At 70.3% G+C, this 15,819-nt stretch carries 6 protein-coding genes; all 6 read right to left on the bottom strand.

Annotated elements, in window-relative coordinates; all coding sequences use genetic code 11:
* Positions 1–16: 16 nt before the first annotated feature.
* The 6 genes from mbtG to AU197_RS23115 are packed head-to-tail and all read right to left on the bottom strand — an operon-like array spanning position 17 to position 15,802.
* The gene (gene mbtG / locus AU197_RS23140; RefSeq protein WP_064405826.1) at positions 17–1,330 is read right to left on the bottom strand and encodes an NADPH-dependent L-lysine N(6)-monooxygenase MbtG; all 1,314 of its coding nucleotides are present in this window, start codon (positions 1,328–1,330) and stop codon (positions 17–19) included.
* A complete protein-coding gene (locus AU197_RS23135; protein WP_064405998.1) occupies positions 1,327–5,670 on the bottom strand; it encodes a non-ribosomal peptide synthetase in 4,344 nt (1,447 codons plus the stop codon). The genes mbtG and AU197_RS23135 overlap by 4 nt, the downstream gene beginning before the upstream one ends.
* A 41-nt stretch (positions 5,671–5,711) precedes the next feature.
* On the bottom strand, positions 5,712–10,799 hold the full coding sequence (locus AU197_RS23130) for a non-ribosomal peptide synthetase (RefSeq protein ID WP_064405824.1): 5,088 nt from the start codon (positions 10,797–10,799) through the stop codon (positions 5,712–5,714).
* Positions 10,796–13,735 (bottom strand): mycobactin polyketide synthase MbtD, encoded by a 2,940-nt coding sequence (gene mbtD / locus AU197_RS23125; RefSeq protein WP_064405821.1) that lies wholly within the window; start codon positions 13,733–13,735, stop codon positions 10,796–10,798. The genes AU197_RS23130 and mbtD overlap by 4 nt, the downstream gene beginning before the upstream one ends.
* Positions 13,735–15,066: a beta-ketoacyl [acyl carrier protein] synthase domain-containing protein gene (locus AU197_RS23120; RefSeq protein ID WP_064405819.1), complete on the bottom strand. Its 1,332-nt coding sequence runs from the start codon at positions 15,064–15,066 to the stop codon at positions 13,735–13,737. The genes mbtD and AU197_RS23120 overlap by 1 nt, the downstream gene beginning before the upstream one ends.
* The gene (locus tag AU197_RS23115; RefSeq protein ID WP_064405817.1) at positions 15,056–15,802 is read right to left on the bottom strand and encodes a thioesterase II family protein; all 747 of its coding nucleotides are present in this window, start codon (positions 15,800–15,802) and stop codon (positions 15,056–15,058) included. The genes AU197_RS23120 and AU197_RS23115 overlap by 11 nt, the downstream gene beginning before the upstream one ends.
* Positions 15,803–15,819 lie beyond the last annotated feature (17 nt).

The raw sequence follows: 15,819 nt of genomic DNA, 5'->3' as shown, positions 1-15,819 counted from the left end.
GGTTCAGCGGCGCCCGTCACCGAACGGATTGACGCGCAGGTCCTTTCAGCGACTTTGCGCCTGCGGCCTCGCCCAGGTCGGCTCCCAGGATGCGGTCCGACAACAGGCCCAGACATGACAGGTTGGGGAAGCCCGGACCCTGTGTGAGCCCTGACAGACCCGGCAGGAAGAGCTTGGGCCGCAACCCACCCACGGCGAGGTCGTCGCCGATGGCCTCCTGCAGCACATCCGGGGTCAGCGGCGCGCCCAGGCCGAGTTCCAACAGATCCAACGCGTCCTGACCGAGCAGCGAGACGAACCACATCGCGTCGGCACCCGAGCCGTCGATGACCAGATCGAATCCGTGCACCGTCTCCAGGGACTCCCCGCCCGCAGTTGTGCTCAGCGTCAACCGGATTCGGCCCTCGCGGGCGACCGCGTGCGCGACCCTGCCCCGCAGGTGACGGATCCGGTCGTCGGCGAGCAGCGCTTCCTGCACCCGCGCGGAGAACACCCCGCGGTCGGTCCGCAACAGAGCGTCGCGTCGCTCCGCCATGGTCAGGCTGGTCCAGCCGGTGGGATCGGAGAACAGCGTGTTCTCGAAGAAACCCTCACCCCGGGTGAACAGGGTCACCTGCGGTGAGATCACCGTGATCGTCGAAACCCGATGCCGGAACAGCTCATTGAGCATCGACGCCGCGGTCTCTCCACCGCCGATGACGGCCACGCGCTCGGCGCGGATCAACTCGTACTGCGCCGCGCGATGCCAGAACTGGGCGATCGACAGCACCCGCGGGTTGCCCGGCAGGATCGAGCGCTCCGGCTGCCCGGGGCCGGTGATCATCAGACCCTCGGCCGTGACGGTGCGGTCGGGTGTGTGCAGCGCCCACCGCGGTTCACCGGATCCGGTGTCGGCTGTGTCGACCGAGATGCTCCGCACCTCGCCCCTGACCACGTTCATCTCGACATTGCCCGCGACCCAGCGCAGGTACTGGCTCCACCGGCGGTGGGTGGGAGCCGGCCGTCCGCGGTCGACCCATTCGGCGAACTGGCCCGTGGAGATCAGATACTGCTGCCAGCTGTGCCGGGTCATGCGCTCGTCGAGTTCGGCGTTGCGCCGCGGTACCAGGGCCGAGCGGTATGGGAAGCCGACGTCCTTCTCCGGGCTCGTGCCCAACCGGTGTTGGCCGTCGGTCCAGCCGCCATCGGCCTGCCAGTTTGCGGCCACGCCGGTCTTCTCGACGGCCACGACCTCGGGCACGTCGATGCCCATGTCGCGGAGTTCGGCGGCCTTGGCGGCGACGGCGACGGCCTTCGCGCCCGCGCCCACCACCGCAAGTGTCCGGCTCATGAAACGACCTCTCGTAGCGATTCCTGCCACATCGCCTGCAGGGCGGCGACATCGTCGGCGGACAGAATGTCGGGAAGCGTGCGCCATTGCGTGCCGAGCAGCGGCGCGTCGGTGTCGCCGAGCACCGCCGCCAGCACCGTCAGTTCGTGCCGAACCGCCAGCCGCGGCTCGGGCAGCGGCGACACTCCCGCCAGCAGCGCCCGGTCCGGGCGCAGCGCACCGCCGTCGAAGCCCGCGTGCACCCGGCCCAGGAAGTTGAGCAACACCTGCGGTTCGGGCAGCGCCGCAAGGCGCTCGGCGGTATCGGGCCGCAGATAGCGCAGCAGCCCGTAATCGATGCCGTCGCCGGGGATCTCGCCGGCACTGCGGGTGGTCTGCACGCGCAGCGGATAGATCGCGGTGAGCAAGCCGACGGTGTCGGAGGTGTCGACGGCGTCGACGAGGCTGTCGGCGCGGCCGTGGGTCTCCAGGGCCAACAGCGGCGTCGGTGTGTCTTGGCCGCGGTGCAGCCGCCATCGGGTGACGGTGCGCGCGGCGGCCGCCGCCAGCAGGTGCGGTGCGGGTTCGGACGCGTTGAGCAACCGTTGGGTCAGGTCCGTGTCGGTCACCGCCATGGAGACGACGACATCGCCGACGCGATCGGTCTGCGGCCGCAGCCTGCGGGCGCCCAGCGGCGGGTCGTCGCCCTCGAGTTGGGCCGCCCAGAAGTCGGCCGTCTCAAGGGCGTACGCCCGCTCGCTGAGCAGCCTCGCCCAGCGCCGGTAGCTGGTGTGCTCCCGGATGGGCGCCGGTTCACGGCCCGACCTGATCGTGTGCCACGCCGCGTCGAGTTCGGCCAACAGGATCCGCCAGGACGCCGGGTCGGCCGCCAGCACGTGCACGGTCAGCAGCAGGATGCCGGGACCGGCCGGCGGGTGCAGCCACACCGCGGCAAGCATCGAACCCCGTTCCGGGTCGAGGCGTTGCACCGACCGGTGAGCGTGTTTGGCCACGGCTGCGACGAGCGCTTCGTCCGTGTCGTCGTCCACCCGCACCTCGGTCAGCAGATTCTGCGCCTCGTGCTCGACGAGCGTCATCGTCTGCCGGTCGATGCGGCTTCGCAGCACCGGATGACCGCCGATCACCGCGCGCAGGATCTGCTGGAGTCGCTCACCGGTGATGCCCTCGGGCAGCCGGATGGCCTCGGTCTGCGCCAGCCGCCGTGGTTCGCCGTGTTCGTAGAGCCAGTGCGCGCTGGGCAGCACGGGCGTCGGGCCGTCGGGGTCGTCGTCGTGTTCGGCGAGCGCGGACTCGTTCTCGATGGCCTCCGCGAGCTCCCGTAACGTCGCGCACTCCAGCATCAGCCTGGCGCGCAACGGGATTCCGCGCCTGCGCGCGGCCTGCACCACCGACAGCGCCACGATGCTGTCCAGGCCGAGGGCCAGAAGATCGGCATTGACGTCGATGGTCAGGCCGGTGGCGTCGGGGCCTTCGAGCAGCTCGCCGAGCACGGCCGCCAGCGCCTTCTCGGTGTCGGTCTCCGGGGCGGTCGAGGGCCCCTCGGCGACGGCGATCGCGTTCAGTGCCGCCTCGTCGACCTTGCCGTGTGTGGTCAGCGGCATCTGCTCGATGACCACGATCGAATGCGGAACCATGTACCGCGGCAGTCGTTTTGACACCAGGGCGCGCAACTCGGCGGCCGCGGGCGCGGGTTCGGCGACGACGAACGCCACCAGCTGCGCACCCCACCGTTGCCGGCGCACCGCCACGTGAGCGTGGCGCACCGCGGGATGGGTGTGCAGAACCGCCGAGATTTCGCTCGGCTCCACCCGGAAGCCCCGGATCTTCACCTGCGCATCGGAGCGCCCGAGGAATTCCAGCGCCCCGCCGGGCTGGCGTCGCACCACGTCACCGGTCCGGTACATGCGCTCGCCGTCGCCGAACGGGTCGGCGACGAACCGGGAGGCGGTCTCACCGAACCGGCCCAGATAGCCGCGGGTCAGTTGACCGCCCGACAGGTACAGCTCGCCGGGCACCCCGTCGGGAACCGGTCGCAACCACGAGTCCAACACGTAGGCCCGACTGGGCGAGGTGGGATGCCCGATGGTCGGCTGATCGTGTTCGGCGATCGTGGCGACGACGGCCTCGACGGTGGTTTCCGTTGGGCCGTAACAGTTGTAGGCCGCCATGCCGGTGCGCGCGCATTCGTCGCGGATCAGGTTCCACGCCGGGATCCCGACGGCCTCGCCGCCGAGCGCGAGCACACCGAGCGGCACCGTCGTGAGCAGCCCGACCGCGTGCAGTTGGGCGAACATCGACGGGGTGGTGTCGATCAGGTCGATCCCGTACCGGCCGATGGTTTCGACCAGAGCCTCGGCGTCACGCTGGATTTCGTCGTCGACGATGTGCACCGCGTGCCCGTCGAGCAGCGCGGCCAGCGGCTGCCATGCGGCGTCGAAGGTGAATGACCAGGCGTGCGCGACCCGCAGCGGGTGGCGCAGTCTGGCAGCGGCCGGGCGCAGTACGTTTCGGGCGTGGTCCTCGGCGTAGGCCAGCAGCGCCTGGTGGGTTCCGATGACGCCCTTGGGCCTGCCGGTGGTGCCGGAGGTGAACACCATGTACGCGGCCTGGCCCGGCAGCGCGGCCACCGGCCGGAAGTCCTCTGCGGGCTCGGCCGGGACCTCGGCGAGCAGTTCGTCGTCGATGACGACCGTCGCGCGGCACTGGTCGAGGATGTCGGCGATCCGCTCCGCGGGCATCCCGGGGTCCAGCGGCACGATCACGCCGCCGGCCTTGAGCACCGCCAGCATCGCGACGACATACCGCGGTCCTCGCGAAAGCCGGATCGCGACGGGTGTTTCGGCGTGTACGCCCTTCGCCACCAGCGCAGCGGCGAGCTGATCGGCGGCCTCGTCGAGCTGCCGGTAGGTGAGTTCGCCGCCGGACCAGCTCAGCGCCGGTGAGCCCAGCCGCGCGCTCGCGGCTTCGGCGAACGCGGTGTGCACGCCGAGATGTTCGCTCGCCGGTGCGGGCTCGGCCGCCGCGGTCGCACCCTCACCGTCGAGCAGGACACTGACGTCGCGTAGCGGGCGATCCCAGCCTGCGATCAGTCGCTCGGTGGTGGCGAGCAGTCGGTGCCCGAGCGACTCGGGACTCATCTGGCCGAGCGCCCCCTCGACGACCTCGACCAGAACCGTGAGCTCGTCGTCGATCATGTGCGCGGCGATGGTGACCGGGAAGTGCGACACGCTCTCCAACGCGGCAGGCCGGAATGTCGCACCGCCGGCGACGAAGTCACCGCCGCCGACCAGACCGCCGGGCGGGAAGTTCTCGTAGACCAGCAGGGTGTCGTACATCTCGCCGATGCCACCCAGTGCCCGCAGTTCGTTGTGAGGCAGGTATCCGTGATCGCGCAGCTTCGCCGCTTCTCGTTGCAGCGCAACGCATTGCGCACCCACCCGGGCCGCTGGGTCCAGTCGCACCCGCAGCGGCACCGTGTTGATGAAGAGTCCGACCATGGTCTCCACGCCCGCCAGCTCGCCGGGGCGCCCGGACACCGTCACGCCGAAGACCACATCGGAGCGGTCGGTGAACGCCGAGAGCACTGCCGCCCAGGCCATCTGGACCAGGGTGTTGACGGTGACGCCGCGGGACCGGGCGGCGTCCGCCAACTGCTGCGTCGCGGCCCGATCCAGGCTCAGCTCGGTGCGGTGCGGTTCACCGGTCGGCGGCTCCCCGGAGGTGAGGGCGGGTGTGACGAGCGTGGGGCCGTCGAGGCCGGCCAGGTGCTCACGCCACAGGACGCGGCTGGTCTCCTGATCGCGTCCGGCCAGCCAGCCGATGTAGTCGCGGTACGGGCGCGGCGGCGGGGGCAGCACGGCCGCGTCGCCGCCCGAGCGGTACAGCGAGATCAGCTCGCCGACGAACAGCGGCAGCGACCAGCCGTCGATGATGATGTGGTGGGCGACCACATTGAAACGAAAGCGATCGCCTTCCTTGTGGTCCGGGATTTCGATCAACAGGAACCGGATCGCCGGTCCGCGCGCGAGATCGAACGGCCGGCGGTATTCGTCGGCCTCGAGCGCCTCGACCTCCTCGGCGGCCGCGGTGACGTGCCGCCACGGCACGTCGACGCGGTTCGGCACCACCTGAACGGGTTTGCTTTGTGCTCGAACGAAACTCGCCCTCAGGTTGGGGTGACGGACGAGCATCGCGGCCGCGCACTCGCGCAGCAGGGCCGCATCGAGTGAGCCCGTGACATCGGCCGCCATGGTGATGACGTAGGGGTCCTCGCCGCCGTCTTCGGCGGCGTTCAGCTGGGCAAGCGAGAACAGCCCCTGCTGCAGCGGGCTGAGCGCCATCACGTCCTCGATGGCGACCTTCGGCTCGGTCTGTGTCGAGGTCACGGTGCGCCCTCTTGCGACGCCGACCACATCGACGTGACCGCCGCCAACTCGTCGGCCGACAGCCCGGAGGCCGCCATCGGCTCGTGATGGACGTCGGGCGTCTCCGTCTCCGTGTCCGTGCCGGCGTCGACCTTGGCGGCCAGTTCGTGAATCGTGGGGTGCTCGAACACCATTCGCGCAGTGACCGTCAGCCCGGCGTCACGGGCACGGGCGGCGAGCTGCACCGCGAGGATGGAGTCGCCCCCGAGCTCGAAGAAGTCGTCGGTGCGGTTCACCTCGGGCACGTTCACGACATCGGCGAGCAGCGTCGCCAGCACGCGTTCGGTCTCGGTGCGCGCGGGTTCGGCCGGACCCGCCGACGCCGCCGGGCGACGAGGCTCGACGGCCTCGATGAGCTCCAGTTCACCGTCGGCGGTCCAGCGTCCACGTTTGCCCGTGGCACGCAGGTCGGCGCCGGTCTCGTCGACGATGTGCTCGTAGACGTCGCCGACCACGCCGATCGCCACCGGATCGCGCCAGAGGTCGAGGATGCTGGCCGATGCCGCCGCGCTGAACCGCGCTACCAGCCGGCGCTCCTCGCCGTCTGCGATCTGCACGTCGCGCACCCGTTGACCGGGATCGTCGGCGAAGGCGGCGAGCACGCGGTCCAGCCACCGGACGAACCGTTCGGCGGTGCTGCGCCGGTACAGGTCGGTGCGGTAGATGACGTGGCCGCGGTAGCCGTCCTCGGCACCGAAGAAGTTCACCGACAGGTCGGCGTGCGCGACGTCGAACGGCGGCTCGAGCGCCGTGAACGTGGTGTCGCCGTCGGGCCGCGATTCGATCACCTGGTCGGCGGGCAGCGCCTCGCGCACGTGTACGACGACGCCGAACAATGGGTTACGCGACAATGACCGTGCCGGGCTGACCGCATCGACCACCTGGTCGAACGGCAGGTCCTGGTGGGCGTAGGCCTCCAGCGCGGTGTCGCGCGCCCGGCGCAGCACCTCTCGCAGCGTGGGGTTGTCGGTCAGGTCATTGCGCAGCACCACGATGTTGATGAAGAAGCCGACGAGCTGGTCCAGTTCGGCCTCGGTGCGGCCTGCGACCGGGGTGCCCAGCGGAATGTCCGGGCGCTCACCGGCTTTGTGCAACGCGACCGCCACTGCTGCCTGCAGCAGCATGAACTCGGTGACACCGAGCTCCTGACTGAGTTCGGCGAGCCTGCCGCGGGTGGCGGCTTCGACGCCGAACTCGACGGCGTCCCCTTCCCCGCTGAGCACCGGCGGGCGCGGGAAGTCCGGGGTCAGGCCCGGATCCTCGTGCAGCCCGGCCAACTGCTCGCGCCAGTAGTCGCGCTGCGCGCCGACGGGCCCGTCGGTTTCGCCGAGCAGCGCCGCCTGCCACGCGGCGTAGTCCGCGTACTGGACCGGCAGGGGCGCGAATCCCGGTGCCTGGCCGGCGCGCCTGGCCCGGTAGGCCGTGAGCAGGTCGGTGAACAGCACCATCGCCGACCAGTGGTCGGCCGCGATGTGATGCACCACGAGCGACACCACATGCGCGTCCGGCGTCGCGAGGACGGCGGCGCGAACGGGTGGGTCGGCTTCGAGGTCGAAGACGTGCCTGCACTCCTTGCCGAGTTCGGTGTCGAGCCAGACGTCGTCGGCGCCGTGGGCGCGGCGCACCGCGACCTCCAGATCGTCGTTGACGATCTGATAAGGGGCACCGTCGATTTCGCGGTAAGTCGTGCGCAATACCTCGTGGCGCGCCACCACGTCGCGCACCGCGTGCACGAACGCGTCGGTGTCGCAGGGCCCGCTGATGCGGGCCGCGAACGGGATGTTGTTGACCGGGCTGGGACCGTCGATGCGGTACTGGAACCACATCCGCAGCTGCGAAGCCGACATGAGCAGCGGCCCGTCGTGCGGGACGCGGACCAGTTGGGGGCGGGCGGGGCCGCCGGCCACCGACGACGAATCGATCCGCTGCGCCAGGGCCGCCACGGTGCCCAGCTCGAAGACCTCGCGCACGCCGATGTCGACATTGAACGTATTGCGAACCGCGGCAACGAGTTTGGTGGCCAGCAGCGAGTGACCGCCCAGGTCGAAGAACGAGTCGTCGGCGCCGATACGGTCGCGTTCGAGCAGTTCGGCGAACAGGTCGGCGATCCCGCGTTCGGTACCTTCGGCCGGTTCGCGGAACGCCGCGCCGGAGTCGATGTCGGGTTCGGGCAGCGCGGCCCGGTCGATCTTGCCGTGTGCGGTGATCGGGATCTCTTCGAGCACGACGTAGGCCGCGGGAACCATGTACTCCGGCAGTGCGGCCGCAACGCGGTTGCGGATCCGCTCCACGTCCACGGTTTCGATGTCCTCGGCCGGCGTGACGTACCCGACGAGACTCTTGCCGACGCCGGGCAGATCGCTCACCACCACGACCGCCTGTCCGACGCTCGGGTCGACGGAGATCGCCGCCGCCACCTCGCCGAGTTCGATGCGGAACCCGCGGATCTTGACCTGTTCGTCGGCTCGGCCGACGAATTCGATGTCGCCGTCGGCGTTACGCCGCGCCAGGTCGCCCGACCGGTACAGCCGGCCGCCGGGATTGAACGGATCGGCGACGAACCGCTCCGCCGTCAGCTTGGAACGATCGTGATAGCCGTGTGCGACATGTGTTCCGCCGATGTAGATTTCGCCGATCACCCCGACAGGGACCGGCCGCAGGGCGTCGTCGAGCAGGTGGATCTGGGTGTTGATCTTGGGCTTGCCGATGGGCACGATGCGGGTGCCCTGCTTGCCCTCGACCTTGTACCGGCTCGCGTTGATGACCGTCTCGGTCGGTCCGTAGAAATTGTGCAGCAGCGCGTCGAAGGTGGCGTGGAACTTGTCGGCCAGCTCACCGGGCAGCGCCTCGCCGCCGATGGGCACCCGTTGCAGGGTCCGCCACTGGTTGACCCCGGGCAGCGACAGGAACAGGCCCAGCAGCGAGGGCACGAAGTGCATCGAGGTGATGCCCTCGTCGTGCAGCAGGTCGGTGAGGTAGCCGACGTCGCGAAGTCCGTCCGGGCGCGGGATGACCAGCCGGCCGCCGCATGCGAGCATGCCGAAGATCTCGGCGATCGAGACGTCGAAGCTCGGCGAGGCGACCTGCAGCAACCGCTCCTTCTCGTCGATTCCGTAGTCGCCCTTGAACCAGACGAAATATTCGGCGACGGGCTTGTGGGCCACCGGGACGCCCTTGGGCAGACCGGTGGAACCCGAGGTGTAGATCAGGTAGGCGGTGCTCTCCGGGTACAGCGGGCGGACCCGCTCGGCGTCGGTGGGGTTGGTGGTCGGGAACCGGTCGAGATCGGTGACCGGTTCGCGGATCGCCAGTTTCGGATCGGAATCCGACAGGATGAATGTCAGCCGGTCCTCGGGATAGGTCGGGTCGACAGGCTGGTACACCGCGCCGGCCTTGATCACCCCGAGCGCGGTGATCACCAGCTCCGGTGAGCGGTCCAGCAGCACCGCCACGCGGTCCTCGGTGCCGATGCCGCGCTCGATCAACCAGTGCGCCAACCGGTTCGCCGACTCGTTGAGCTCCCGGTACGTGTAGTTGCGTCCCTCATAGACGACGGCGACGGCCTCGGGTGTGCGTGCGGCCTGCGCCTCCACCAGCGCCGTCATCGTCGACGCAGCGGTGTCGAATTCCTCTCCCGCCGAGACCCGGCGCAACCATTCGACGTCCTCGGGCGCCATCAGGTCGAGCTCGTTGACGGGGAGGTCGGGCCGTCGTAGCGCGTCGTCGAGCAGTACCGCGTAGTGCTCGAGCAGCTGGCGCACCAGCGGCGCGTCGAGGATCTCGACGAGGTACTCGGCCTCCACCACGATCCCGGGCGCGTCGAATTCCACCATGAAGCCCAACGGCAGCTGGGTGAGATGACTGCGCAATTCGGCTCGGCGGCAGCTGATTCCGGGCGGATTGAAGCCATGACCGTCGGCGCCGCGGGCACCGAAGCTCACCCGCGTCATCCGCTCCACGCCGTGGCGGCGGTCGGGGTTCAGTTCGCGCACCACCCGGTCCAGGTTGACGCGCTGATGCGCGAACGCACCGACCGCCGTGTCACGGGCGTGCGCGACGACGTCGCGGAAACTCTCATGGGCGCCGGGCCGCAAGCGCAGCGCCACGGTGTTGCCGTAGTAGCCGATCACGTCCTCGACGTCGGCCGTGCGGTTCAGGACCGGCGTGGCGACCAGGAAGTCGTCGGCATGGGTGTAGCGCTGCAGCAGTACCCCGAAGGCCGCCAGCAGCACCATGTACGGGGTCGCGCCGGCCTCCTTGGCCAGCGTGGTGACCCGCTCGACCGTCGCGTCCGGCAGCTGCAGGGTCAGCCGCTGCGAACGCCAGTTCGTCGGCACCGCCGAGCCGTTGGGCCCCGGCAGCTCAAGTGGCTCCGGCGGGTCGGCGAGCGCGGCGCGCCAATAGTCCAGATCCTCGTCGACCGCGCCGGGCGTGTGCGAGGGCGGCGCGGGCGCCAGCGCCTCACCGGCGTACGCGCGGGTGAGATCGCCGAAGAAAACCTGCCAGCAGCCGTCGTCCCAGGCGATGTGGTGCGCGACGAGCAGCAGGACATGCTCGTCGGGGGCGGTGCGGACGACGGTGAGCCGCAGCGGCGAGTCGGTGCTCAGGTCGAAGGGAGCGCAGAACTCACGCTGGGCGAGCACCTCCAGGCGCAGCCGGCGGGCATGCTCGGACAACTCGGTCAGGTCGTGGACGGTCCAACCCGGGGCCAGGTTCTCGTGCACGGTCGGTTGTGGTTCGCCGGCGTCGTCGACGCCGTAGGTGGTGCGCAGCGCGGCGTGCCGCGCGGCGACCGCGTCGACGGCGTCGTGCAACCGGGCGACATCCAGGTCACCGGTGAGCCGGTAGGACAGGCAGATGTTGAGGATGGCTCCGGTCGGGTCGGCGGCTTGGACGAACCACATGCGGCGCTGCCCGTCGGACAGTCCGTCCTGTTCGCCGGTCGAGGTGCTCTCCCCGCGCAGGCCCCGCTCGGCGAGCTTGCGGCGCAACAGCTCCAGCCGGCGGTCCTGAACCTGCTCGCGGATATCGACCGTGTCAGTCACGCGTTGTCCACCTTCTCTGATCGTTCTCTGCTGTCGAGGTCGGCGATGAGTTCGCCGCCGGTGATGCCGCCCAGCAGGACTGCCAGCGACACCTTGTGTCCGGTCGTCCGTTGCAGGCGCTTACGCAAATCCAAGGCCAGAAGCGAGTCGACCCCCAGGTCGAGCAGCGGGGTCTCCAGGTCGATCGAGTCCGCGTCGATGTCGAGCACCGCGCCCAGCTCCGCCGTCACCAGCGCGGCGGTATCGGCATCGGGTTGAATTGTGGCCGTTGCTGTCTCGGCCACCTCGCTGGTCCGGGTCTCCAGGAAGACCCGCAACCGGGCCTGATCGGCGCTGAACAGCAGCGGATCCGCGCCGTGGTCGCGCAGGCTGGCCTCGACGGCGGCGTCCGGCGGCATCGCCATCAGCCCGGACCGCTCGATCTTGGTCACCTCGTCTGCGTCTGCGATGCCGCCGCCGCGCCACAGTCCGTACCTGGCGGCCACGCAGTGCCGCCCGTCGGCCCGCAGCTGGCCCGACATCACGTCGAGCATCCGGTTGGCGGCCGAGTACGCCGCGTGCCCACGCCCACCCCACACCCCCGACACCGAGGAGCACACCAGGATTCGGGCGTCTGCGCGCATCGGCCAGAGCTCGGCCGTCCTGGCCAGCCCGCCGATCTTCGCCGCTGCCGCCCGGGCGAACGTCTCGGGTGTGAGCGCGTCGCGGTCGGCGAAGGCCGCCGCGCCCGCGGCGTGGATGAGCAGGGACGCGCCGTCGCCGCCGAACTGCTCGGCCGCAGCGGCCACCTCGTCGGTGCGGGTGATGTCACATCGCGGCGCGACCACGTCCAGATTCGGTGCGATCGCGGCGAGTTCGGCCCTGACCGCGTCGTCGACGCCGCGCCGGCTGAGCAGCACGATGCGACGCGCCCCGTGACCGGCCAGATACCGCGCGAAATGCATGCCCACCGCGCCGTTGCCGCCGGTGATCACGACATTGTCGAACACGCCGGGCGCCGACAGCCACGACGGTGCGAATTCCATTGCCTCGCCGACGGACCGGAGGAAGATCCTCGGGCCCGAGGCATCGTCGCGCACGGCCACCTCGTCGCCGCCGGACACAAGTGCGCTCACCGCGGCGGCGGTGAGGGCGTCGTCGGGTTCCCAGGACGGCAGGTCGAGATGTCTGAACGCCTGCTCGGGCCGCTCGAAGCCGAGACTGCGGTGCATCGCCGCCAGCGCGGTCTGCGCGGGCAACGCCACCGGCTCCCCCGGCTGGACGTGCTCGCCGCCGACCGTGACCAGGCACACCGCACGGCAGTCCGGTCCGGGCGCCTCGACGTATTCGAGCAGCCCCTCGCCCGTCAGTTGGGAGACGTCGTGGGCGGCGCGTTCGGCGTCGGGGTGATCCAGCAGGGGCGCGACCGCGACGACGAGCTCGGCGTCGGACGGCTCGACCACGTCACACCCGTTGTCCTGCAATGCCGTCCGCAGCCGTTGCCCGAGGGGCCCGCGTGGGCCGGCGAGCTCGATGACGGCGACGCGCTGCGCGGTTCGTTCTGATCGCGCGGTGGTGGCGACCCATTTCTCGCGGGCGACGGTGAGGCCGCACACCGGGGCCAACGGCTGCGGTTGTGCCCACAGCCGGACCGCCCGCATCGGCGCGTTCGGAAAGCCGCGCAACTGGGGTTGCGCGGCGACGTCGACCAGGTCGATCCAGCGGAATTCGGGGTCGGCCACCGCGGCCGTGGCGATGTTGGCCGATATCGCCTCGATGATCGGACGGTCGCGGTGCCCCGATCCGACGACCAGCGGGTCCTCATCGGCCAGCAGGTCTCCCAGCGCGAACAGCAGAGCCGGGTGCGCCGACATTTCGATGAACGCCGCGGCACCGCGGCGGCCCGCGGCGGCGACGGCCCGGTCGAATCGCACGGTGCTGCGCAGGTTCTGGTACCAGTAGGAGGTGAACCCGGTACCCGCGGGCACCACGTCGGCGGTGGTGGAACCGATGAATTCGACTGGGGCGTCGGCGAACTCGGCGTCGGGCAGCATCGCGGTCAGGTCCTCGCGGACCCGCTCCAACGCGCTGGTGTGCCCGGGATAGTTCACGTCGAGTTCGCGGGCGAACAGGCCCTGTTCGGTCGCGGCCGCGACGAGTCCGCTGATCGCGGCCCGCTTGCCCGACACCGCGACCGACGCACCGGCGTTGACCGCCGACACCTCGAGCCATCCCGGCGTCGATTCGATCAGCCGCTCGGCGTCGGCGAGTGAGACTCCCAGCGCCGCCATGCCGTAGTCGCCGGAGAGGCGCTCGACCGCCTTGGCCCGGGCGATGACCACCGCGGCCGCGTCGGGCAGCGAGATGCTTCCCGCGACGTAGGCGGCGGCGACCTCACCGAGGCTGTGTCCGAGGACCAGGTCGGGCACGATTCCGCATGAACGCCACAGCTGCGCCAGCGCGACGGCATGGGTGAACTGCGCCGACTGGATCTGCGTCTGCGACCAGGTCCCGCCGATGGTCTCGGCGGTCAGGTACGTCAGCGGTGACGGCTCCCCCGCTGCGACGAACACCTCGGCGCACCGGTCGACGTGCATGCGGTACACCGCGGAGAGCCGGTAGGCATCGGCCCCCATGGACGGCCACTGGTTGCCCTGTCCGGGGAATACGAAAGCCGTTCGCGCCGTGGTTGATTGCGATGAGTGAGCCACCAGCGGATGCGCAGCCCCGTCGACGATCGCGCGGAGCCCGTCGGCCAGTTCGGCGGTGTCGGCGGCGCGCACCACCGCGCGGTGCCTACGCAGGCGCCGGGTGTGCAGCAAAGTCGCGGCCACTGCCGCCACGTCGGGCTCGTGATCGAGGTATCGCAGGATCGCCTCGGCGTCGGTGGCCAGCAGATCCTCGGCGTGCGCACTCAACACGACGGGCACGCGGCCGTCGGGAAAACCGGGGGCCATCACGCCGCCTCGGGTCGGGTCGACGGGACCGACACGATCACATGGGCGTTGGTGCCGCTCATGCCGAACGCGGTGACCGCTGCGAAGCGCTCACCGTCGGTGGCGGCCCAGGGCGTCAGCTCCGATGCCAGCCGCAAACCCTGACTGTCCCAGTCGATTTCGCGGCTGGCCTCGTCGGTGTGCAGGGTAGCGGGGATGGCGCCGCGTTCGGCGGCGATCAGAGCCTTGGCCAGACCGAGTCCCCCGGCGGCGGCCTGGGTGTGCCCGAGATTCGACTTCACCGAGCCTAGCAGCGGGCCGTGGCCGGGTTCGGTGGCGCCGTAGGTCCCGGCGAGGGAGATCAACTCGGTGCGGTCGCCGAGTCGGGTGCCGGTGCCGTGCCCCTCGACCATCCCGATGTCCTGCGGACGCAGTCCGCTCTGTTCGAGTGCGCGCGCGAACAACCGCGCCTGCGCCGGGCCGCTCGGCGCGGTCAGTCCCACGGAGCGGCCGTCCTGGTTGAGGCAGGTGGCCCGCAACTCGGCCAGCACCCGGCGTCCGTCGCGCAGCGCGCGGGACCGGCGCTGCAGGACGAACATGGCGGCGCCCTCGGCCCATACGGTGCCGCTGGCCTGCGCGCTGTACGGCCGGCAGTGACCGTCGTCGGACAGCGCGTGCTGTTTGGAGAATTCGACGAAGAAGCCGGCCGAGCCCATGACGCAGACACCTCCGGCCAGCGCCAGGTCGCAGTCCCCCGACCGCAGTGACTGGGCAGCGGTGTGGATAGCGGTCAGCGTCGACGAGCACGAGGTGTCGATGGTCAACGCGGGCCCGGCGAGGCCGAGCGTGTAGGCGATGCGCCCCGAGATCACACCGAGCGCGGTGCCCGACATCAAATGCCCGGTGAGGTTGGAGAATTCGGCCAGATCGGGCCCGTAGCCCATCACCGAAGCGCCCACGTAGCAGCCGGCGTCGTGACCCGCGAGGTCGTCGGGGTTGATGCCGCTGTTCTCCAGCGCCCTCCACGCCACGCGGAGCGCGACCCGCTGCTGCGGGTCCATCGCGACCGCTTCGCGTGGTGAGATCCCGAAGAACTCCGGATCGAATTCGGCTGCCCCGGAGAGGAATCCGCCGAGATCGTGGATGCGTTTGAAGCCTTCGCGCGCCGACCCGTCGAGGATGTCGCGGACCGACCAGCCGCGGTCCCGGGGAAACGGACACAGGCCCTCGCGGCGGTTGACCAACAGATCCCAGTAGTCGTCGGCGGTGCTCACTCCTCCCGGTGCCTCGATCGCCATCCCCACGATGGCGATCGGATCGTCGCTGCCGGAGTCGGACTCGCTAACCGGCATTGACCAGCTCCGCGACGGCATCGAGATGGTCGTTGATGTAGAAGTGGCCGCCGTCGAACAACGACAGCGTGAAGGCGCCTTGGGTGTGAGTTTCCCATGCGCGCAACATGTCTGGGTTGATGCGGTGATCGTCGCGACCGCCGATGGTGTGTATGTCGGCGGCGAGGCGGATGTCGGGATCGCACGCGTAGCGGTTGAACGCCGCGTAGTCCGCACGTACCGCGCGTACGAGCAGTTCGATGAAGTCCTCGTCGGCCAACAGGCGGGGGTCGGTCCCACCGAGGTCGACCATGTTGGCCACGACTTCCGACTCGGCCGTCGGCAGCCGCGGTGAGGTGGCGATGGTCGACGGTGCCTGGCTCGCCGAGACCCACAGCTGGCGGACGGGAACGCCGTTTTGCTCGGCCACGCGACCGAACTCGAACGCGATCACCGCCCCCATGCAGTGGCCGAACAACCGCAGCGGCCCCAGCTCCGACCAGTCCCCCGCGGCGAACAGATCGGCGGCCAGGTCCTGCACCGTCTCCGGTGCGGGATGGCGCAGCCGGTCCGCGCGCTGCGGGTACTGGACCACGTACGCGTCGTCACCGGTGCGGGCCAACGCCGAGGCGAACGCCCGGTAGGCCGCCGCAGCGCCGCCGGCGTGGGGGAAGACGACGGTCGCACCGTCTGATGACTGCCCGGCCGAACGTTTGATCCAGGGCGCGAAGGTCAGCTGGCTCCGTTCGTCGATCATGGTGTCGGGGTCGCGTC

The sequence above is a fragment of the Mycobacterium sp. IS-1590 genome, assembly GCF_001500025.1.
Classification (GTDB): domain Bacteria; phylum Actinomycetota; class Actinomycetes; order Mycobacteriales; family Mycobacteriaceae; genus Mycobacterium.
This window is presented reverse-complemented; position numbering and strand designations above follow the sequence as displayed.